This is a genomic window from Bradyrhizobium sp. CB1717 (assembly GCF_029714325.1).
GTDB lineage: Bacteria > Pseudomonadota > Alphaproteobacteria > Rhizobiales > Xanthobacteraceae > Bradyrhizobium.
In genome coordinates, this window is sequence record NZ_CP121666.1 from 2,382,913 (window position 1) to 2,405,287 (window position 22,375).

Sequence of the window (22,375 nt, forward strand, 5' to 3'; positions counted from 1 at the left end):
CGATCGCGACGACGGTGACCGCGACGCAGGCTGCGATCACGCCAAAGAACATCGGCTCGCCATAGTTGAGCGCGAAGCCGACATAGGCGTGATTTGGCTGGCCGGATCGAATGAGCGCATCTACCCGATGCCGCCTAGATCACTTCCGCTGCGCCGTATGGGGAACTGCAAAAAAGCCTTGATCCGGCTTGCCATTAATCCGGGCGCGCGGCGCATGCAACGGCACTTCGTAGACAGAAATGCCTGTCAAAAATCGGCCTTCAACGGCTAGCTCGGAGGCCTGCAATTCCATCTTCGTGCGGTTTGGAACGATGACGCAGGATCCTTCAAGGCTCGCGGCATCAGACTCCTTATCATCGAGAACGTTGCAAATGGCGACGCACGTGTAGAGGCGGACGGCATCCGCCTTCGCCATGCTGACATAAAGGTCGGGGTAGTCGTTCCTCGCAATAACGAAGACGAGATCGGGTAGCGGCGTAGTGTGCTTCCAAGCCTGCAGAGTGCCGAGTTCGAGAAAATCACTGCAGACGACAACAGAGAAATCTCCTACCGGAGTTCTCAGAAACAAGGACAGCTGATCGTCTCGAAAAAAAGCGTCGCCATTCGCTTCTTGCAGCGACGGCCGTTGTTTGTATTGGAAATGGGGCTGGCTTTCCCCGGGAATCGCAATGATGGCGCGCGCGCATAGTTTGCCGTCCTGGAAAGATCCCTCCAAACCTCCGATCACGACGATCGATTCCTTGTTCGCCAAGGCGTGTATCTCGTTCGTAAGCGCATTCGGCAACGAATATTCTGGAAACGCGATAGCGTTGCAGCCGTCCTTGGCTGCGGCGTGAATTGCGCGACGAACGTCATCCGCGACGTCTTGCGCAACCTGATCATCAAAGGCGTAGCTTCGCGTGTTCAGATGTTTTACGGGCACGGCCAAGTGAGCCAGCCCTATCCGGACCTTGTCAGCAACCGGCGGAGCGCTGCAACGAACGACCCTAACGGAGGTCCTCGATCGGCTTCCCGAGGTCTGGTCCGCTACGGCGAAGGGCAGACGGATTTTGAATAAAGGGGGCAGCGGCGGCTTTGCGACGTTCGGCTGAAAGAAGTCGCAAAGTTTCCAATGAGCGACATACATGGCTTCTCGGACAAGCAGCCCGAGCGCACTGACAATCCCTTCAATGTTGCTGGCATTCACCTGGCCAGGAAGATCGACATCGTCTGCACGACCGGCCATTTGCGGCCTTGCGTGACCGCTGGTTAGGCCAATCGTCCGCTTCGCCCCGTTTTCCGTGGAATGCCAATGGCAGGCCGTGGCCAGCTTGAGCACGCAGGAAGTGATTTCGGCGACGGCCTTGTCGGCAGATTGCTCGCGGGTGTCGGCTACAAGTGCCAATTGTTCTTGGGGATCGCGATCCAGCGCCAGCGCCGTCTTGAAGCCAAGATCAGCAGCTGCCTTCAATACGGCAAAGGTCTCATCGAGCCTGCGAAACGTCTCGTCGAGATGAGGTCGTGGCTGTAGATTGATCTCCAAAAGCTCGCGATCCTGCCCCTCGTAGTTGCCGGATGCTGAAGCCGGCGTGTCGAGTACCACCTCAACTCGGCTCGATGAAAGGGGGTCCAGCTTATCGATCTCTACCTTCGCCTGTTCAATATCCGCCCAAATGACTTGTCGATCACTCCAAACATTACCCTTTTTCTCGTACTCTCGGATGGTTTGGATTGCTCGCCCAAAATGCGTTTTAAGCGGCTGCGCAGCTGTCGCGCCCTTTATTAAAAGTTCAGCGCCAGCCCTTAGTCCAGACGGTTGAATGCCGTCTCCGAGGATAACTTGAAGCTCGGCGAACAGCGCGTTCGCTGTCATATAAGCATTGCGACAGGTCGAGAGTAATAGGGTGGCCCTCTCCTGGCCTTTACAGTTCGTGATCAGCCGATTGAGAACGATCCAGGAAGAAGCGAACTCCAAATCCTCCCTGGTTGGCTTGAAGTTTCCAGAACTCTGCATGATCTATCGCTAGTTCAGCAAACCAAAACGGCGCATGAGCCCTGTCAGCTCCGTACCCTCACGCTCTACAACACTGTTCAGAAGCATGCCCACATTGCCGCGCTCCAGTGCCCCCGTGGTTAGAGCCGTGTCATAAGCTCCCGACAACGCGAGTATGGCATTGATCTTTGCGATACGAGTGCGCCCTCCTTCGAGGACTTCCGCTCGCTCCGCTTCCGGCATCTTCTTGAGCGTAAAAAGCAGACGAGTAAACTCGTTATCCCAGCGTGGATTTGCCTCACCCTTGCGATATACGCGTGTGCACTTATCCCTGTGCAACGAGAACGTCGGCACTATCGCACCGTGATCGATGAAAGTATCGAGCAGATCGCTGACGATAAGCTCCGGAAGCCGCGACGGGTGCCAGACGTCGAAATAGTACCTGCGGAAGAGCTGGACCATTTCCTCGTAAGTGAACCCCAATCGAAGCCGCAGGTAAGGAGTAGCTTCGATACGCTCGGAGTTATACGGACGAGACAATGAATAAGCCTTTGGATCGTCCGCGCCGGCTGCTTTGGCAAGATCCTGAATGAGCGCATCCAGGGCCAGCCTCGACAGACCCTGACTCAGATATTCCCTGCTGCGATCTACGACGGAGGGCATCTCCACCAGGTATGATGGAGCGGGCATTCCTCGAATACTGCTGCTGAAAAGCGTTTCTAGCTCGGCGTAGGTGATTTTTCTAAAACCACCTTTCGCAATGTCTTCACATCGCCGTCGCGCAGCAGGCCCAAACTGAATGCCGAAATCCATGATCGAGAATGGCTCGAGTGACTGCTTCTGAAGCAACCCAGAGCATAGCTCGAGTAGAGCATCTGAAATCAGGACGGAATCACAATAGGTATTTACGCGAGCAAGACCGTCCTTGTTTTCAGGATCCAGATCTTCCGCAGATGAGCGCGTTGCCTCGAAGGTGCCGAGCACTGCATCAAAAAGCGCGCTCGATAGCGAACCTTCGGGATAGTCGTTCATAAGGGACAGGCTTGGCGCCAGTGCCATCGGAACGAAATTGCAGTTTCCGGTCTTGAAGTCGAAATATAGGCGCGCTTTCAGCGTCCAGCCGTTAATGCGCGGCAGGTTTATACTGGCCCTTGCGACCCCTGCTTGAAGCTGAGCATCATCAACTGTGCTGTGAACAAAGTCGCCAAACTTGTCGCTGAGCCACTGCCAGCAGTTTTGCCAAGAACTGAATGGCGTCCGAATTGTGCACGGCACGATAGGAAAGTCGACGTCATACGGCTTAGCGACGCATCGTAAGGCACGAGGGACCGCATCGACGAGTGCGCGATGCCGTTCAACCGGCAGAGAGCGCGGAAGCGCCAAATTGACGTCAGCCTTACGAGCGCTTTCCGCATTTTTTGCGGCAAGTGCAAACAGCCGGACTTCGCGTGGAGCTGCAAGCATCACGCGTTCACGCGCGCGCAGCATCGTCGTGCCGACATTCCATATGTCGTCCACGATGGCGACCCGGGCGCCCTTGATGTTCTGATGCACGAACGGGATAGCATGATCAGACACACACACGGCGTAATCGCCTAGCGAGAGGTTTAGTGCCTCAACCAGTCGCGGCATCTTGCGCGCGACGAGAATGACCAGATCGGGACTATAGTCGCGCACCTCGTCCACAAGCGCTTGCCATGCTTCGCTGTGAAGCGGCCTGAGCGCAGCGTCTACCGTGTCGATGTCATTACGCATCTGCTACATCGCCTCCCCATTTGCGATTGCGAAGAGACGCTCGCCGCAATGTGGCGATCAGGTCCTCCCGCGAATTTAGGGGCTAAACTCGAGTGCTCTGGACAGTTGTGGTAGCGACGTGACACCACTAATGGTGGGCCGCCTGCCGACCGTTTCAATAGCCCCTCGCCCGGCTCTTAGCAAGGTTCAGCTTCAAATTGCCGTCACCAGTGCGAATTCGACGGTGCAGAAGCACTTCCCCGGTGACGGCGCACCGGTCAACAATCTCGCAACCAACTGAGATACATGGATTATTTTGTATAATGACGCGCGCAGTGTCTCGTCTCGAAGGTAGAATGCTGCTTTGCGGAATGATGCGGGGGGTTCTAGCCTCTCCAAGATGCTTGGTCGTCTATCCAGACCGGCGCGCATTTGGGCGTGACAGGCTGGTTGGTGTTGGGCAGCGACGCGATCCATAGCAACTTCATCCGGTCCTTGATGGTCGCGGCGAGCCTTGCCCCGATCCACGTCAAGAACGCCACAAGAAACGCCCATACGAGAAACCATGCAGGATCGCGCGCATAGGCATCGACCCAGCGCGAAGCCAATCCGGGGAGTAGAGTTCCGATGAGGCGAATACTGTCGGATGCCCAGCGAAGCGGCGTCCGCAGTTCCTGGAAAGGATAGCTGTCCCTGAACAGCGGGTATAGCAGAAGATAGGCCGTCGCGAACACGGTGAGAAAATAGATGGCCCGCTTTCGCCAGACGAAGTCCCATATCCTCTGTTGAGCATCGTGTCTCGAAACTGCGTTGGCTTGGCCTTCCGCCAGCGCCGTGGTGTTTGGTTCCACCATCGTGATGATCGGCGCGATAGGTGGAGGCGGCGTGGTACTTACCTGAACGTCGGTCGAGGTGACCACCTCGTACTCCGGCGGCAGTACGATCGGAGCATACAGGTGGGCCCCGATCCGGATTCTGCCGAACACCGCCTCGTGGATCTTAGGCATCGGGGCCCAGTTTGCCGGCGCGTCCGCCGGCACAGGCATCGCCATGTAGAAGTCTTCGATCTTGCGCGGGCTGTAACGATAATAGCCGCCAAGTCCGCTCCGAGAGTCGTAGAGCCTTCCGTCCTTGTCCTTGGCGGAGTCGGTACTCAGAAGCGCGTCCGGCTCGGCATCCGGCATGTCCTTGAATAGAAGGCCCGACTGCTTTGCTTCAGCCATCATCCAAGCCAGTGCGATGTTCGCCAACGAGTCGTCCGGGTAACCCCCACCCACGTTCGAATGGACGCCCGCGAACCAGACTTGCAAGAGCTGCTCATCGCCCGTCGGACGGCTGACGCCGCTTGCTCGGGTATTCTGCGGTTCTTCGTCCCAAAGAACCGGGTGAAACGTGGCTCGTTCGTCGTCGATGGCGAGCGCATGTCTCGCTTTCTTTATGCTTCTGTTGAATGTCTTGTTCGGCAGCTCCAGCGGCCAAAGCCACTCGCTGACACCTCGCGTCATTTCGTCGATAGGCAGCCCGTAAGCTGCCACCGTGTCCCAGACGCCGACGAACTCTATCGAGGTAATCGGTGTCTGATTTGGCGTATAGAATATCTTGTCCAGCCAGAATCGAACGAAGCGGAACGGAAACTGGAGATTCCATACGGGGTATTTGTCGTGGCGGTAGGCTCGGAATGCAGCGCGCGCTTTCCGATCCAAATCGGTTTCGTTGGCAAAATGGACAAGGCCTTGATTCAGAACCAGGCCGATCACGACGCGTATCGTAAAGGCGCCGCGGCTAAAGCCGAAAGCGAAGATCTGATCGCCCGGCTGGTAATTCCTGCAGAGGAATTTGTAGAGGTTGAGGACGTTCCGCTTCAGACCCCAGCCGAATACGCCGCCCAGAATGGCCAGCGGTTTGAAAGAAGAGGTGCCGACGCCGTCGTCGTAGACCGCGATCTGATGCGATCCCTTCAATTCAAGGGCCTGGAACAGCCGCCAGACGTTCGTCCGCCAGACCTTTCCGGCCGCATTGCCGGTACCATCGGAGAGCAGAATGATTCTTTTTGGCATGACAGTCTCCGAAACAACAGACGAAACGAAAGCGTCGTATCCGATAATCAGTGTGGCGCGGCGGCCGGAAAGAAAAACAGAAGCACGTGCAGCGCGGCAAGGAAGATGGCTTGTCCCAAAGCCGAGCAACGGTGGCGAGCTTTACCGAGGTGAACAGCCGCAGCAGGCGAAAAGGGCCTCGCTCATTGCGATCACCGACTTGAAGATCGCGGCAACGACTAGGTCCTCGGCCAAATCGGCTGCGATATAGCCCAGCGGAAAAACCCACCAGACCCAGCCTGGAATATGAGCGAGAAAGGCCAAGGATCCTGACAAGGCCGCAGAGGTGAAGCCCAAGAGGAGACCGAGGCTGACGAGAAAAAGCAGGTCAAGCGGGAAGAGAACGGGAAAGACATAACCGGCTATCGAAGTTTTGTTTCGTTCGTCCGCGAGCCATCGGGACAAGGTGCTCCCATCCAGCAGCGCAGGTTTCTGCGAAGGAATGTAGTTCAAGCGTTCGATGAAGCGAGCGGCGACATCTTCTCCATATCTGGGTGCAACGACATACTTCAGGAATAGAGCGAGCCCGAAGCTGAGCGCACCGAATACCGCGATCGCCATGGTGAAACCTCGAGACAGGCGAGATGATTAAGACGTCTCGGAAAAGTCTGACACACCTGCCGGTTGCTTGGCCAGTCAAACACTGCCTAATTGGCGATGCTTTGGCCTAGGGAGGTTCCTAGGGTGTTTCTCCTGCATCGTGTGAGAGGGTTCATCCTATCATTAAGCGACGCGAGGACGTCGAATGGCTCCATCATCGTCCACAAGCCGGCGGTTGGCCTGCGCGTGCATCCTCCTGTCGATCGTGACGAGCGCGAGTGCGGCTTCTGCGGATTGCCCGAGCGATCCTTCGTGGCTACCGAACACGCCAGCACCCACCTTCGAAAAGCCACCCGCGCATCCGGCTCCCGATTGCGGTTTCTATCGGCCGGCGTGGCAGAACTTCATGTTCGTGACCCAACCGTCGGCGAATGGAAATCCAGCCTTCCTCTCGTATCCTACCATCGCCGATGTGTTCGGCAGAAACGTCGCATTGAGGTTTGCGCGCCCCGCTTCCGCTCTCCTCTCGTTGGCGCCCCGAGCCTTGAAAGGATCGAACGATCCGTCGAGCGATACGACCGCAAAGGCGGCAATCGTGAACGCCGGCGCGAGGCAGGCCGGCCTCAACGGATTGCTGGTCGACCAGAGCGGCAACCCGGTCTTCTATGCGATCCATATGAACTCGACCTTCGTGGAGTTCATCAAAAAGAACGGACTAACCACGAAAGCGGCGGTTCAAAATGCTAGCACCGACTTGGCTTTGCCGACCGGTGCCGTCGAACTCAAATCCGCCTGGCAGATCGTGCCGGAGGGGACTTCTGCAGACAATTTCATCACCACGAGGGCACTGGTTCCGACACTCAAGCAGCTCGGAAGCGGCATCGAGGTCGATGAGGCTGATGCCCCCCGCGAGGTCACGGTCGCACTTCTCGCCATCCACGTGGTCTTCGCTCTCGAAGGGCATCCCGAACTTATATGGGCGACGTTCGAGCACGTGGACAGCAGCGGCAACGGCGACTTGGCGCCCGCCGGACCGTTTCCCGCGAACGGTTCGTCGGGAAGCGGACCGGTGAGTCCGAACGATTTCCTTCTCTACAAAGGAGGCACGCCGGCGTCTGCTGCAAACGTCATTCCGAGCGACGCGGAGCTGGTCTCGGCCTTCGATCCGCTCACCCAGAATTTCACCAAAGGTGGAACGAAGCTCCAGACTTCGATCTTTCGGTTCTTCCCGTCCTCGAAGCTGGCGGACGGCCTGGAAGACGACGACATCGCAACTCTCAACCGGCATGTGCGCGACGACTTCCGGAGCTCGGCAGCGGACGACAAGCGCAAGAACTACCGGTTGGTCGGTGCTGTCTGGCTCGATAAGAGGGAGAGCACCTTCGCCGCAGATCGCAAGTTCGCAAATCCTTCTGGAACAGGGCCGGACGACGACGGGGCCGTCGTCGTCGGCGAGGACGGCCTTTCGAGCATGGCGATGGAATCCTTCACGCAGGATAGCTTCGTGAACTGCTTCAGCTGTCACGATACGCGTCAGGTCAAGGACAATGGAGTAGTCCTTATGACCGCGAAGAAATTGAACGTCAGCCACATCTTCTCGAAGTTCGTCGGCGAATCCAAGTGAAGCGAGAAGGAAGGAAATGATGGGTTTTGCTCGGGTAAAGGAAATCCTCGATCAAGGCATGGCGGCTTGGCAGCAACAGAACGGTGATCCCGATCTGAGCGGTCATGGCCAGACGTTCTCATGGGCGACGAAAGCGGAACTTCGGACACAACAAGCGATTGATCCAACCGGAGCTGATCGGGAGCGGCGGCGACCAAACGAACCTGGTCGTCGACCTTCGTACGGGTATCGCTGGTCCGGCCCTCCGCATGCCGAAGGGAGGGCCTTTCATTCCAGACCCGCAGATTCAGGAGATCGTAGACTGGATCAATCAAGGTTGCCCCGACTGACTTTCTCGACGTTGACAGCTTTGGCTAAATAAGCCGCCGAAGCTGCTCGGGTCGACTGCGGGACGGAATTCCCTCAAGCCACCGTCACTGGTTTCGTGGTCCGTCGCGACACCATCCGCATCGCCAGGCGAGAGGCTTGCGAGATGCACCAGAACAGCGGTCGAAGCAGCGGAAGCATCATTCTGAAGACCAGGAAATAGGCGAGGAAAATGCAAATGGTCGGATCTAGGCCGAGCCGTTCGGCGACCCACCCAACGGCAGAGCCGACCAGCATCGGGTGGGTCACAATCACGTAGAGCAGAGCGATGTTGCCCACCGGTCCTATCGCTATCGTGCCGACCGTTCGTAGAGTGCGGTAAGCATTCGTCGAAACGGCCCGGATGGAGCCGCGGCCGGCGAGAACGTCGGCGGCGCGCGCCTCCTTGGCGAGAAGGCCGACGCCGCCGGCGAGCGCAGCGACGTCCAATGCGGCGCCGCCCATATCTGTCCAGGTCAAGGGTCTTTCGGCACGAACCAAGATGGTCTCGACGTTTTGGACACCACCTAGAAAGAAGTTTTTCGTTCCGAGAACGGCCGTCTGGAATGGCTTTCTCTTAGCCTGCCCGTCGACGATCTCGAATTGCGCCAATACCTCGGGTCCCCGCTCCTCGATCTCCTGGATCGCCATCAGGCCGATCTCTTCGTTCGTAGCTTCTGCCGGCCACTTGGGCATGTTGCCTTGCCACATCTGCTGGACTGCCTGGCCTAAGGCATGCGTGACCTGATACTGCTTGGATCCGTTCTCGAGGAAGTAGGCGACTACAGGCACCACAGGATGGCCGTAGCGGTCGAAAACCGAGCGGAAAGTGGGATTCTCTCCGTAAACGCCGAACACATTTGCAGCCGCGGCCGGATACCTTCGGGCGGCATCCAGCGCCGGCAACCCGTAGCCGACGCAAACGGAGAGGATCTCAAGCTCGAGCGTATCGATGAACGTCTTCGAAAGAGGACATTTGGAGTCAAGCCTCGCCGCCTGGTCCGCTATGGCAGTCCTGGCAGCGAGATCCTTGAAATCACGGTGATCCGTAGCGGCCGTCGACCAGCCTGCCACAGCACCGGCGACGACGAGATAGGATACCGTGCGCCTGATCGACATGTCGCGCCTTCTCCCAGCAGTGATTCGAGCGGTAGGGGCGAATATAGGCTTGGAAAAGGGCCGTTCCCGGGCACCATGGCGGCGGGACACGGTATCATCGCAAACCAAGGAGTGCTTTCCCCTGCCGTCTTTCAGCGGCACCCCACCTCAACTCTTCGGTACGGCACTGAAAGTGCAGGTGTATTGGTATGTGGCGTGTTTGAGCACGTCCATATCGCGATCGTCCCCGGTTTCATGCCAGGTGATCGTGAAGTCCGGTATTGCTCCCTGTAGGTCGCTGCCACCGGTTCGCAGAACTCTCTAAACTATGCCCGCCGTCGACCCTCGTCGACGTGAAGTTCGACAGTTCGGTGCCTCCCGGGCCGGCTTGGCGCTCCAGCCAAAGGCGACGCAGCCCGCGCGAATCATATTGCCGGCTTGTCCGACTGCCCCGAAAAACGCCAGACCAGCGAGGATTAATGCCGTCGGCACTCCGATCAGGATCAATGCCGGTTGGCCGGCTTGGAAAACCCCCGTTGGTGCCCGATAATATCGCTCACGCCCAAGCACTCCCGCTACGCTTAACTTCCCGGTATCTCAAAGGGCAAGACGATGCTTTGGTTTCGCCGGGGTCGGGATCATCGGAGGCAGCCGCCAGCAGCGAACATTATCGCATAGGCGCAGAGAAGTCCTCGCGGCTAAGGGGCGTGGTCGACCAGAAGCGATCATCACTGAGCGAACGCCGTCGGCGCGACGCCCCCGTCGATCAGCCATTGCTTGACCTGAGGAACCGTCAGCTTTGCGTAAATGCCGCCCTTGCCGCAAGCGCCGCCTGGGTCTACCGAACGCGACGTGACCGCGGCCAGGTAGAGATTGATGTCCTGCCCCAAAATGTAGATCGGACCGCCGCTGTCCCCGTTGCAGGTATCGCGATTCAAGCCGGCGGCGATCATCTCGGTTTCCGGGGTGCAGCCGTACTTTCCCCCGCCACTGACCGCGGCGCCCTTGCAGTCGTAGGAAGCCACTACGATATCCACCACGAACTTCGTTCCGATGCCGTCTCCCTCGGTCTTGCCGAAGCCGACTGCTCTCACGGACGCCGCGGCGCGGACGACGGGTTCAGTCGCGATCCTCCGGATCGCCACGCCTGCCAGTTGCGTCTTCAACGTGAGAAGCGCGATGTCGCCCTTGCCGACGTTCTCGACGACGTTCGAGGGTTTCATCTTGTCGCAATCGATGTGGCTTTTCGACTTGTCCAGGTCGACCTCGGCCCGTGCCGTGACATCGAGAAGACTGGTGCCTACGGCGACCTCCCGGCTTACGCCGTCGCAGAAGCAATGCGCAGCCGTGATGACGTGCTGAGCGCTGATAAGCGTGCCTGTACAGATGCCCTCGTTTCCCGAGATCATGACCACGTCGGGATAGACGTCGGGCTTCACGACCTTCTGGCCTCTCCAGATCCGCAGAAAGCCGGGCTCGCCCGACTGCTTGTCCACGAGAGCAGAAACATTCTTTTCGAACACCGGCGACGCCTCGACCTCGGGCGGCTTTCCGAACAGATCCGTTTTAACGTCGTCGCTGAACGTCGCGAGGTTGATGCCCAACGCATTGTTCAACGAAGTCTTGATTCCCGTCTTCGATGAAGAAGTGACGAGATCCCGGAGAACGGAGGATATGGGTTGATCCTTGGCTTCGGCGATCTTTTTCGAGACGTTGACCTCCGGCAGGAGCTTTTCAACGTCCAGCCGCTTCGCGATCCCAGCGGGTCCTATGCGATCGATGACGATGTTGGATTTTCCGCTCTCGACCGGATTCAGATTCTTGATCGACTTGAAGTCGAACGATTGGGCGTGGACCGCCGAGTCGGCGAGTGCGAGAGCCGTCGGGATGGCGGCCGCGCGCAGAAGGCTCGTGAGGCGATTTCGCAGTGTCACGGCGCGCTCCTCGCTTTCGTGAAGGACCAAACAAAATCCATCGGCAGAAACTGGTAGGATGGCCGTGGCTTCGTGAAATCGGCTGGAAGACGCACATTGAAGAAGGTCGTCGCTTCGGGGAAGCCGACAGGACCGGTTCCGTCGGGATTGAACCCGCCTGAAAACTTGGTCTTCGCCGCACTGTTGAATGCGGAACGGGAATGGCACGACATGCAAGAGGACGTGTCGACGAAGCCCGACTCGATCACGGAATTCCCCAGCCTTGTCCCCCATGCGCTCTGGTCGGCGAACTCGATCTGCGATCCCTTCAGGCAGTAGAAGGCCCAAAATCCCTCTTTGAGACCCGCGTCAACGAACATCTTGTCCAGTGCCGCCGTATGCTTGCATTCGGGATATCCCTTGTCCGGAAGATCGTTCGATTTGACATCGGCCTTTTCTGCGCCGAAAGCGTCGTGACACCCGATGATGTCGCAGCGTCCCGGATTGTCGGTATGCTCGAACGTCGCCCACGTCCAGTTGAGCACGGCTTTCGTCATGACATGAAGTCCGGCGAGCCCGAACTCCCTGCCGTCCGCGGTCTTGTTGACGTAGTAGCGTGCCTTCTGCGCCGCCGTCGCGCCGTCCAAGGGCTTCCAGACCGCCTTGAGCTCGATCGCTTCCGAAGGAAACGATAGCTGCTTTTGAGAATTCACTGCGGCAGTTATGCCTTCGCGGTAGTAGAGATTGCTGTTGACGATGAAATCGAAGGAGGACCGGTTACGCCGCACTTCCTCCGATCCGTCTTTCGAGATTCTGAGACGGTTACGACCGAGGATAGCGGCTCGCAGCGTCTGCTGGTTCACGACCTCAAGGCTTCTCGGGGGCGCCTGATCCGGAAACTTCGGCTTGACGGTGCGCGAGGGCTGGGCCGGGAAGGTCGTGGAATTGTCGGCCCAAGTCTCCCAGACCCTGTTCTTGCCGTCGGCGGCGGCAGCGTTGACCTGGACGAAGACCGACCAATTGAATCGGTCCGGTTCGTTCATAGCCATCTCGGCATCGTCCGCTCTGGCGAACGAAGATAATCCGAGAAGAACGAACGCTGATAAGCCTACGATCTTGGATGACGATAGCATCTGGATTTCCCCCGTTTTCCAGGTCAGTGAAAAGCGTCTTGAATACGGATGAAACTGGGGAATACCCTAGCGAAGCACTCAAGATGCCAGTTCGGTGAACCGGCGGAGGGCGGCTATGCCACGGCTGGGCGAAGCGTCCCGGGCCGCCGCTCATCGCTGCGGTCTGAGATTCAACGGCGGAGTCAGCGGGACCGTCGTCCCGGGGCTGACCTTCTGCGACCTCAGGAAGTTGCTGGCGTTGGCAGGTTCTTTCGCGAAGCACCATCCAGCCAGATTGATGGTCGGCGTGCGAATGACGGAGTTCGCTATCGACTGGGCTGCGGCCGCGCATGCTTCGCAGGTCTCGAAGTCCATCGACGTGGTGGATTGCAGCACCCAGTCGGGGCTTGCTACCCGCGGTGGCGCGTTGAGGAACATGAGAAACATCACATGAGGGCCAGTGGCTCCAGTGCATATCTCGGTCGCCGGCGCCGAAGCCGAGGCGGCGGCTGCATGGGCCTGGGCGCAGCCTCCGCCCAGTGCCAGAGCGGCCATCGCTGCGTGAAAGGCAAAGCGAGACATCATTTCACGGCGCCGCATCTCGTCACTGTCCCTGTATGCGCAGGTTGCGCAGAATCTCGTCTTGCTGAATTCGATCGAGCCGCTGCTGAGCCGCGGGCGAAACGCGCGATGGATCAGGCTGTACGGGCGGTTTGACTATCGGCGCGCCAGTGGGCAGCGTGTTGACGGCAATCTTCTTGGGATCGGGAGTGAAAGCTATCGACAACGTCTCGTCGCGGATCCGCGAACCGAAAAATGTCGCGCTCACGGTAGTGCCGTTGGGAATGAACCACGTCGGGCCGCCGTAGCCCCCATCGTACTTGATGATGATCTGAGAGTTGAACACGGGTTTGTCGGGGTTGGTGAGCAGGTCGAGCCCGCTTCCATGACGCGGGATCAACCTCTCGAGCCAGCCCTGCACGCCGAGATATTGCCGGGACTCGAAGGCGTCCGGACCGGGACGATCGCAGTTCGGAAGGCTGAATCCGTTGCGGAACAGCAATTGCGACGAGTGAAGCGAAAAGGATGCTGAACCGTCTCTATGACCTTTGACATCGTATTCGAGGCCCGGCGACGTCCCCAGCGTCCACGTCACGTATCGGAGAACCTTGGGGTCCGTCGTGCTCTTGCCCGTCAGACCGAGCCGGGCGGAAAGTTCGACGTCGACCTTGGGTGACAGCGATATCGCGGCCGCCCATTGGTCGGCCTTGAAGTTCGGAAACCGGACGGGATCGGAAAGATCCTCGAACGCCCAATGCAATTCGCAGACGGCGTTGTGCAGGATACCCTGGACCGGCATTTCGAATTCGTCGGGGAGATCGGGAATGACTGAACACGCACCCAACAGACCGCCAAGCGCGACAATAATGGCGCCGGCATATGAGGAGCCGCGCGCGCAATGAGACGTGTCGCTCGCGGCGACGCGAAATCGCTCGGGACTAGTTGGGAGGGACGTCAATCCAAGTTCTCCATGACAACTTCAGCTCACCGTCCCTGCGTAAATTCGGTGCGACGCAGCGCTGAGCAGCCGTCGATCGGTTGAAAATGGCCAGAGTGTGAGGCGTGAGACGCCGTGCGAAAACTAGGGGATCTCCTAGGTCGCCAGAACGATCTGGTACCGGAATGGACCGGACACGCCACCCTGCGGCCGAATGCCGGTCGGCGCGGAGCGTGGACCGTTGCGTTGTGAGCGCGGCAGAGACAGAGTCTCTTTGCGGCCGTGCAGTATGCTGCACCATTCAGGCGGGGTAGGTGCCGGTGAATTTTCGTCACGGTGCTCAAGATATTGGTGAGCTATCCGGATGGTTTTGCCGTCATGAACGACCTCAAGAGGGAGATGGCCATCTTGTCCTCAATGATCGAGGTGGGACCGTATTTTGCCTGGCCGTCTTCGGCGCCGTGCCAGTGTGGAGCGCAGAGCGTCCGTCCGGATCGAACCGGAACTGGCGGATCACAAGGTCACCGCTGTAACCGTCGGGATGCTCTACCGCGAACAAGAGGCGATCCAAGCGCTGACGAAGGTACGTGAGCGCATCATGCGCGCGAACGAAATCGACAGGGTTTTCGGCGGAGCCGGCGTCGTCGATCTCTCCCATCTGATGATCATATCGTCCAGCGTGCGCACGTCATTGCTGATCATTGGATGGCAGCTTCGGAGACGGTCAGGCCGTCACCCGCGATCGCGGATCGGGCCTTTTGCAGGCTGATGGCACCGCACACACCGGGAAGGCGAGGGCAGTCGATGAAAGACTGCGTCGTCATCGAGACTTATTTGCGAAATCGCCTCTTCCTGGTCTTCTTCCAATTCTCCCGTTAGAAATTCCTCCATGAGCTTATGAAGGACGACCCCGCGGACCGCGCCGGCACCTACGACTTTTCTTTGCTCGGCAAGCGTGTCAGATACCACCACCGCATCCAGCGTCTCGTCGAGACGGTCCTGATCATGGTCGCTCGGGCGGCGCCAGACGATCGGTTGTGCACTATCCCTTACTTTTTGCTGTTCCGACGCGAACGCGTCCGCCGATTGTTCGTTGCTAAATGGCGCCGGCGGTCGGACATCGGAAATCGAAAGGTTCGAGAGCTCAAGTTCGGGAATGTCCCGTTGGAGCAGGTCGATCGAACTGAACCACGTGCTTTTCGAAGCCTGCGGGATATGTGGGAGGATCAGCAGGTCACGTGCACGCGTAGATGCGACGTACCAGACGCGCTCGCGTTGATTGGCGTCTTCCCGGCTTTCTTCCGCGCGTGCGACCGCGAGATCCGGCGACGCCACCCCTCCGACCATCCAGTGCAGCGTATTGTCGGACTGGCGATGCACAAACTGATCCGGCCGATAGAGTTCCGTCGTTGAGTTGATTGGGATCACGACCGGCCACTCGAGACCTTTTGCCGTATGGATGGTTATGATCTCGATCGCGTGCTCGGCGGCATCGATGCGGCCCTCTGGCGCGCGCACATTACGTTCCCAGTCCGCCTGCAGGCTCCGGACAAATGTACGAAGCCCCGAGACCCCATAGCTGCGTGCCCGTTCGATAAGGGCGTCCAGATTGGCGAGCGCGCGCGCATTGCGATTGCCGTGACGGGCCGCCATGATTACGCGAACGTTCAGCCGTTCGACCGCCTCCGCCAGGATCTGGCTCGGCGTCGTGATTGCCGCTCTTCGCCTTAGCTCTTGCAGGATGACGAGGACTGATTGGGCGACGGGATGCCGAACCAAAGCGGGATCGGTTCTGACGTCGAAAAACTCCGGACGTTCCCTACCCCTCGGCAGCGAAGAGGTGATGTCGAGGAGTTCCTGGTCACTCAGCCCGACCAGCGGCCCGCGCATGAGGGCGCCGAAGGCGAGTGTATCTGAGGAATCCGCGAGCACGCGAAGGAGCGCGAGAACATCCTGCGTCTCCTGCCGCCGCATCAGTGTTTGACCGGCTTGCGACGACACGGCCAAGCCGCGCTGCTCGAGCGCGCGCTCATAACGCCAGAGCTCCCGGTGTCCGGGCGTCAGAAGGGCTATATCCCCGGGACGGAGGGGACTGAAGGAGTTGTCCGCGCGTCTGATCATCACGTTTCCGATCAAGCGGGAACAGATGTCCGCAACATTTGAAGCCTCGGCCTCACGAAACATCTCGGCGTAGATGCGTCCTTCGGTGGCCACCTGGACCGTGAACCGCGTCACGCACGGCACAGGGTACGAATGATCTGGAATGGTCGGCGCAAGAGCGACGTATTTGGGCTGGCCCGGCCGTGCGAACACCGGCGCGAAGCACGAATTGACGTGGTCAATGATGGCTTGCTGGGATCTGAAGTTTGCCGTTACCTCAATGACGGCGCCGCCCTCCTGCGCGCTGATAAGCTGGCGACAAAGCTCATAGGCCTCGATGTCCGCGCCCCGGAAGCGATAGATCGCCTGCTTCGGATCCCCGACCAGAAAGAGAGAGCCTGGCCGCAAGCGGCTGTCTTCCCAGCGTGTCGGACGATCATCAGTCGCGGCGATAGAGAACAGGATTTCGTTTTGGACGCGGTCGGTGTCCTGGAATTCGTCGACCAGAATATACTTGTATTGCTGTCCGATCGCGCGGCGAACCTCCTCATAACCCCGGACCAAAGACCGCACATGCAGGAGCAGGTCGTCGAAGTCGAGGACGGCTGCGGCGCGCTTTCGGGCCTGATAGCTTTCGAGCAGCAGATCGAGTGAGGACGACAGCGTACAGACAAGCGAGGCGGCAATGTGTCCGATCAGTTCGTTCCAGGCGTCAGCGACCGCCTCATAATGGTAGAGCGCGGTTTCGCTGGCGTGCTCGCCGGGATACGCACCAAAGAGCTCCGCTGACTCTTCATACGTCCTGAGCTGCAGGCCCTTTCCGAACAGGCGGCAAGAACCGCCCTCGCAGAGTTGCCACAGTGCCGCGAAGTTCGGGCGGCTCTCCAATACGCGCTCATATCGTGTCGCAAGCCGACGCAGCTCTTGGGCGATGCCACGCGCGTACTTGTCATTGGCAGTGCTTGCTTCCCACCTGCCAAAATCATCGACGGCCTGCACAAACACGATATCGGGCCGCGCGTCCTCCGGCGGCAATATTGGTGCGGCTTCCGGGTGCTTCCGCCGCAGCAAGGCAAGCTCGGAAATGAGATCGACGACTTTCAGCGGAATCTGCTCCGCGAGCACCACGATGGGGTCGTCTTCGATCGCGTCCGCGGCGAGCCTGTGCGAAAACCATGCAGACAGCTCGCCAAGGAATAGCGAGCTCGCTACGGTTTCGTCCACGATGCGGGCGCCGGGATCGAGGCCAGCCTGGACGCCATGGCTGCGTATGACGGCCTGGCAGAATCCATGGATCGTCGTCGCGGTGAGTTCGTCCAGCCGCGGGGCCGCCGCAGAGAGCGCTGCGCGCTGGTCAGCCGAGAGGCCGTCAGGAAGAACGGGTTTGATGAAGTCGGGTATGTCACCTGCGAGAAGCCGGTCCACGGTCTCCTTGATGCGGCGCGCGAGCTGGCTCGCTGCGAGCTCGGTGAAGGTGATAGCAGCAATATCCGCAGGGGAGTATCCACTCGCTAGCATCATGGCGACGCGACCGGCCATCAGCGAGGTCTTCCCCGTTCCGGCTGCGGCCTCGACCAGCAAGATCGAAGTGAAGTCGGTCATCGCGCGACGGCGACTGTCCTGGTCGATCAGCGTCATTTGGACGAATACCAGAGCTTGCCAAGTTTCTGGCTGGCTGCACGGAAGTTGGTGGCCTTGCGACGGAGATAGCTTTCACGGTCCGCCGGCAGCGCAAGACGCATATCATCGTAGACCGCGTCCTGCTCCGAGCGCGGCGCAATCCGCCCGCTTCGAAGGATTTGCACGGCCGCGACCAGATAGGTGTTAGCCTCCGCGACTGCAGCATCAAGCTCGTCGCCCTTCAATTCGAACCTGGCCGGCTCGTCGGCGAGATAGATCAGCCTTGTGACGATAGTTCTGATCTCGGGGAGCAAAATCCTGACGGCCATCGCATAGAGCACGCGCTGGAGCTCACGCCCTTGTCCGAGGGTAATGCGCTGGCTCTTCGGCGGCGGTTTGATGCTCTTGTAGTCGGTGATCTGCGCGCCATCGCCGGAGGCGCGGATGTCGAGCCGATCTATCCGACCACCAAACACAAGACCCGCTTGCTCGATCGGAACCTTCACTGTCTCATCCCAAGGCCATTCGCCGCCTGTACGCATCTCCTGGCCGAACGGGACTTCGCTCCAGCTCCTCGTATCGGCCCTGGTCGGATCGTCGCAGGCCAGGCCCTTGGCCGTGCGGCGAGCGGCTTCCTTCACGGTATGTTGCCAGAGGATGGCTGGCGGCACCGACCGCTGTAGCGGCCAGGACGCCAGAACCTTGCTGGATGCTGCCGCAATGGCTGCCTCGATTTCGTCCGCGTTGGCGCGCGCGAAGCCCGGCCTCGGCTCAAGCCGTGTTATCGCGCCGGCAATGAGCTCGTGCACCAATTCGCCAAAGGCTATCGGATCAAGCTGAAGCGGCTCGCCCTCCAGGCGGATGGAGCGCCATCCCAGCGCGTAGCGCCAGACGTAGCCGAGCGGGTCCCGCAGGAGCCGCTGAAGCGACGTCGTCGATTGGGTCCGGGCGAGAGCGGCCAGGATCGCGGGATGCTCGGCTGCGACCGAACCGTCGTGGCGTGTCAGCGTCTCGTCCCACTGCCAGTCGCGCCAGCATGATTGGCTCTGTCGTACCTGCTCGAGCGCTCCAGCATCGCGCGGCCGCGCCAGAAGCCGGTCCGCTTCGCTGAACGCATGCTCGGGGATGCGGTCGCGCTTGTGGACCAGCTCGTTCGCGGGATAAAGCGCGCTTGGTGACAGGATGCTCCCTTTGCATTGCGCTGTGGCCGCGAGAGGATCAAGTGCTCGCGGGTCCCACTGCAGATGACCTCGAAGTGCCGGCGGTCGCGATCTGCTGTCGTCAATCCATGCAACGTCTGGCGGTCGAGAAGACGGTGGGGGATCAGAGGATCTTCATTCTCGAGCCGAGGCCATGATCGGCTGGTCAGACCAAGGAGTCGCGTGAACGGTCGCGGGCTCGCAGCGAGATGCGAAGCAGGGCACCACACAACGCTGTTCGCCGGGTCCCGGCCATCGCGCACCCGCATAGCCTGCAACGAAAGCGAAACGGCGTGAGGCGGCGCGCTCCGCAAGGCTTCGTTCCACATGGCGAGGCTCGCGCCGTTGAGCAGAAGTCGGCCGGCTTCCTCGCCGGCCTCAGGGCCGCGCGCGAGAAGCTCGATAATTGGGAGCAAGGCATCTTCGGCAGCCATGTCGTCCGCGCGATGGGATCTCGCGGCGATGAGCGCCTCGCGCCACTGTTCAAGCGTCCTCAGGCCCGCGCCGCGCGGTATGCCGGCAAACCAGTCTTTCGGAAGGGCGCCCGCGAACGGCCGTGGCGGCAGCCGTCTGATGAGACGCCAAATCCGCTCCTGGCTGAGACCGGTGGTCAGAACGTCAGCCAAGGCGGCACAGGCTTGCCCATCCGGCGTACTCAGCGCCGGTATGCCGTGTGAGAAGTGCAGGGGAAGGCCCGCGCTATTTGCATAGGCGAGAAAATGGTCGTCCCAGTCCGTCGTCGACGTCGCCGCAATGCCGATGTCCTCCGCGTTTGCGTTGCCGGAGGACAGCAGCCGACGCACCCAGCGAAGCGCCTCCACCACCTCGGATTTGGGATCTGCGCTTGTCTCGGCAGAGAATGTCGCCGGCGGTGTTGCTGGCTGCCGGCGGATTGCGCCCTTAAACCATGCCTGCTCCTCCGTCGGGGCCGGGACATTCCAGGAGAGCTCCGTGAATCGCGCAATCTCGTTCAGCAGCGGGCGCCAGAGGGCATCGATCTCAACGATTCCCTCGAGCGTGACTGGCCCGAGCAGGGACCCGCAAAATGAACTCCTCGCCTGTGCCGCGTCGCGAAGATCGCGTGGCAGCATCCTGGAGGCGGGAAGGCGTTCCCTGACGCGCGTTTCGAGGAGACACAGATCCGCGAAGCGCCCGACGTGTTGCGGCAAGGACGACAGATCGATATCGGCGCGCCAGATCGCGGTGAGCGACTGAAGGACCGCGCGGGGCATCCCCGGCAGGCTCGATACACGGCCGAGGTCACGGAAGCCGCCCGCCGCCAGCGCCGCCTGAATGGCGGGATAGAGAATGTCGGTCGCGACGGGCGCCACGAATCCGCCGGCAAGACGGGCGGCGAGGAGTGGCAGTGTGATGATTTCACGGCCGGTGCTTCCTTCGCGCGCCGCCTTTAGGCGCTGCATCCGTATCGCCAGCGGTCCGTCGACCACGAGAGTTGATCGCGGGATCATCGCCTTAGAACACTCGCACCGGCACCGGCGCGTTGTGTGGGCCCAGCCAATAGCCCAGCGTCAGCGCCTCGTGGCGATTAAAGAACGTTTCAAAATTGAAAATATGCCGATCGCCATTGAGGTCCGCGAGCAGCACCTCGCTGCGGCCAAGAGTGCCGCCGCTCTGCGAACCGCAATAGCCGACGATCGTCGCGAACAGGTCGGTCTCGCGCATGGTGCCGAACCGCTGACGGAAAGGCGGCGATTCCACGCAATATCGGCATGGGTTCGCAGGATCGAAATCGGCCTTGCGACGTGAGCGATGAGGATGGCCGGTGACGAGAGCCACGACTGGCCGGCCGCCATGGCCTTCTTCGACAAAGCGCCAGAGCGTGGAGGTCATGGTGTTGCCGAACCCCTTGCTCAGGCTCTTGACGAAGGCAAGGCTCGGAACCGAAGCCGTAGCCTCTTCCACAAAGCGGCGCGCGAGAAAAAGCAGCTGGCCGGCGGCGTAGTTCGCCTCCGCTTCCATGATCTGATGACATGCGGGCGTGAGCGTCTGCTCGGTGTCGCCTAACATCATGCCGATGTGCCAGGGGATGATGTCGTGGCCAATCTCGTGGGCCTCGTTCCAGCGGTGCTTGAGGATGGGTAGATCCTGGTCGAGCAGGATCCGCTTCTGGTCGGGCAGATAGAGCGCTTTCAGGCTGAGACTCTTGACCGCATCGCGCAGGATGGTCGGGCGCAAGAGAACTTGAAGGCCGGCGACCTTCATGCGCGAGAAGGTCTCGCGCAGAAGACTGTCGTCGGTTGTCGAGTAATAGCCGCGGTCTAGCTTCAACAGTTCCCGAACCAGGCGCAGATCGACCGGCGGCTCAGGGTTGCCAAGGCCTCGCAGGACCTTGTCAACCTGTCCGTCGATGTCGGCGATCGTCCGATCTTTGAGGCTGACGTTTTTCACTTCACTCGTTTGGGATCCTGCTCGCTCAAGACAGCGACGAACGCTTCAAGAGCGGAATTCTCTTCCGGCGTGAGCTTGTGCACGGCCTCGGAGCGCGCAGCAAATCGCACAGCTTCTTGCCGGAAGCCGGCATCATTCGCCGCAGCAAGACCTGCGAGCTGCATCAAGCGCCGCTGCGACACCTCGAATGTCTGCGCCAGTTTGAAGACCGTTCGTGGGTCCGGAACATAGTGGACGTCGTCCTCGATCACGAGGAGCTCGCTGGCGTCGAGGTCGGCGACCTCGGCCAGCCGCTCCATCGAAAAGCCGCGGCGACGTCGCATCAGGTTCACGAATTTGCCGAACGCGATGCGGGTTTCCTCGACGGTAGCGGTCTGCGCGATAGCGGCCGGCCGCTCCTCCGGCACCGGGTCGAACGCGAGCAACCCGGCGCCGATGACGGCGTCGCCTTCACGACGTGCCCGAGCCATCCACCACTCTTTGCTTCGTTCAAGTTTCATCGTTCTCCTCCTTTTCGAAGAACGCGCGAGCCTGCTCGCTGGTCATCTCAAAGTACCTTAAATTCTGGTACGCCGCGTCCTGCCCCAGATCGGTCATCCCGATCTTGCGGTAGAAGTTATCGGCCTGAGGTAGCGAATGCAGCCCCAAACGTCCCTTGAAGCCCTCGTCTTCGCTGAGTGCGACGGCCGCCGTGATCAGGGCTGTACCGACGCCGCGCAGGCGCGGAGCGTTCCCGAGGTCTGGCCGGTTCCAGGGAGCGACCTCGAGGTATTCAAGATAGACGAGCGGCTTGCCGCGCTGGTTGGCTTCCCGGGCCGCCTTTGTGAGATCGACCTGTGCCAGGCCTTGCGTCTTGCCTTGCGCGACAATGCTGAAGCCGCGGAAGGCCAGGAGACCCTGCACGCGGGCCGTCTTCTTGCTCCAATCCCAGTGCCAGCTTTGCGGCCACTGATCGAACGGCACGCCCTTGCGCACGAGCTCCTGAAGTGTGGTCAAGAGGGCTGGCCGCCACTTTGTCTGCCAGTCGTCGAGCTGCGCCTGCTCGATCGCATCGCGCAGCTCGGCTTCGACGCTTCGGTCGCGACATCGAGAAGATAGATTTTTGAGACGTTGGC

16 protein-coding genes are annotated in these 22,375 nt (G+C 60.0%); 1 reads left to right on the plus strand and 15 read right to left on the minus strand.

Going from position 1 to position 22,375, the window contains the following annotated elements; translation table 11 throughout:
- Positions 1-139 precede the first annotated feature (139 nt).
- From QA649_RS11280 to QA649_RS11295, 4 genes are all read right to left on the minus strand, one after another.
- The gene (locus tag QA649_RS11280; protein ID WP_283024236.1) at positions 140-1,993 is read right to left on the minus strand and encodes a hypothetical protein; all 1,854 of its coding nucleotides are present in this window, start codon (positions 1,991-1,993) and stop codon (positions 140-142) included.
- A 9-nt stretch (positions 1,994-2,002) separates the two neighbouring features.
- Positions 2,003-3,727, minus strand: coding sequence for a hypothetical protein (locus QA649_RS11285; RefSeq protein ID WP_283024237.1), 1,725 nt, complete (start codon positions 3,725-3,727; stop codon positions 2,003-2,005).
- 365 nt (positions 3,728-4,092) lie between these two features.
- Positions 4,093-5,763 (minus strand): DUF2235 domain-containing protein, encoded by a 1,671-nt coding sequence (locus QA649_RS11290; RefSeq protein WP_283024238.1) that lies wholly within the window; start codon positions 5,761-5,763, stop codon positions 4,093-4,095.
- Between the two features lie 141 nt (positions 5,764-5,904).
- Positions 5,905-6,363 (minus strand): hypothetical protein, encoded by a 459-nt coding sequence (locus tag QA649_RS11295; protein ID WP_283024239.1) that lies wholly within the window; start codon positions 6,361-6,363, stop codon positions 5,905-5,907.
- Positions 6,364-6,748: 385 nt separating this feature from the next.
- Between QA649_RS11295 and QA649_RS11300 the strand changes: the two genes are divergently transcribed.
- Positions 6,749-7,966 carry a hypothetical protein gene (locus QA649_RS11300; RefSeq protein ID WP_283024240.1) on the plus strand — a complete coding sequence of 406 codons (1,218 nt, stop codon included), beginning with the start codon at positions 6,749-6,751 and terminating at the stop codon, positions 7,964-7,966.
- A 402-nt stretch (positions 7,967-8,368) separates the two neighbouring features.
- On the opposite strand, the gene QA649_RS11305 is transcribed toward QA649_RS11300, so the two are convergent.
- From QA649_RS11305 to QA649_RS11355, 11 genes are all read right to left on the minus strand, one after another.
- Positions 8,369-9,430, minus strand: a complete 1,062-nt coding sequence (locus QA649_RS11305; RefSeq protein ID WP_283024241.1) for a hypothetical protein — start codon at positions 9,428-9,430, stop codon at positions 8,369-8,371.
- A 707-nt stretch (positions 9,431-10,137) separates the two neighbouring features.
- On the minus strand, positions 10,138-11,343 hold the full coding sequence (locus QA649_RS11310) for a trypsin-like serine protease (protein ID WP_283024242.1): 1,206 nt from the start codon (positions 11,341-11,343) through the stop codon (positions 10,138-10,140).
- Complete coding sequence (locus QA649_RS11315; RefSeq protein WP_283024243.1) at positions 11,340-12,455, minus strand: hypothetical protein; 1,116 nt, start codon at positions 12,453-12,455, stop codon at positions 11,340-11,342. Before QA649_RS11315 ends, QA649_RS11310 begins: the two co-directional genes overlap by 4 nt.
- Positions 12,456-12,605: 150 nt before the next feature.
- A complete protein-coding gene (locus QA649_RS11320; protein ID WP_283024244.1) occupies positions 12,606-12,872 on the minus strand; it encodes a hypothetical protein in 267 nt (88 codons plus the stop codon).
- Between the two features lie 166 nt (positions 12,873-13,038).
- Positions 13,039-13,953 carry a hypothetical protein gene (locus tag QA649_RS11325; protein WP_283024245.1) on the minus strand — a complete coding sequence of 305 codons (915 nt, stop codon included), beginning with the start codon at positions 13,951-13,953 and terminating at the stop codon, positions 13,039-13,041.
- Between the two features lie 711 nt (positions 13,954-14,664).
- The gene (locus QA649_RS11330) at positions 14,665-17,670 is read right to left on the minus strand and encodes a UvrD-helicase domain-containing protein (RefSeq protein ID WP_283024246.1); all 3,006 of its coding nucleotides are present in this window, start codon (positions 17,668-17,670) and stop codon (positions 14,665-14,667) included.
- On the minus strand, positions 17,667-18,743 hold the full coding sequence (locus QA649_RS11335) for a PD-(D/E)XK nuclease family protein (RefSeq protein WP_349254079.1): 1,077 nt from the start codon (positions 18,741-18,743) through the stop codon (positions 17,667-17,669). The genes QA649_RS11330 and QA649_RS11335 overlap by 4 nt, the downstream gene beginning before the upstream one ends.
- Positions 18,656-20,299, minus strand: a complete 1,644-nt coding sequence (locus QA649_RS11340) for a hypothetical protein (protein WP_283024247.1) — start codon at positions 20,297-20,299, stop codon at positions 18,656-18,658. The genes QA649_RS11335 and QA649_RS11340 overlap by 88 nt, the downstream gene beginning before the upstream one ends.
- Positions 20,300-20,324: 25 nt before the next feature.
- Positions 20,325-21,260: a DUF955 domain-containing protein gene (locus QA649_RS11345; protein ID WP_283024248.1), complete on the minus strand. Its 936-nt coding sequence runs from the start codon at positions 21,258-21,260 to the stop codon at positions 20,325-20,327.
- Positions 21,257-21,760, minus strand: a complete 504-nt coding sequence (locus tag QA649_RS11350) for a helix-turn-helix transcriptional regulator (protein WP_283024249.1) — start codon at positions 21,758-21,760, stop codon at positions 21,257-21,259. Before QA649_RS11350 ends, QA649_RS11345 begins: the two co-directional genes overlap by 4 nt.
- Entirely contained in the window at positions 21,750-22,256 is a 507-nt protein-coding gene (locus QA649_RS11355; protein ID WP_283024250.1) for a GNAT family N-acetyltransferase, read from the minus strand. Before QA649_RS11355 ends, QA649_RS11350 begins: the two co-directional genes overlap by 11 nt.
- Between the last annotated feature and the right edge of the window lie 119 nt (positions 22,257-22,375).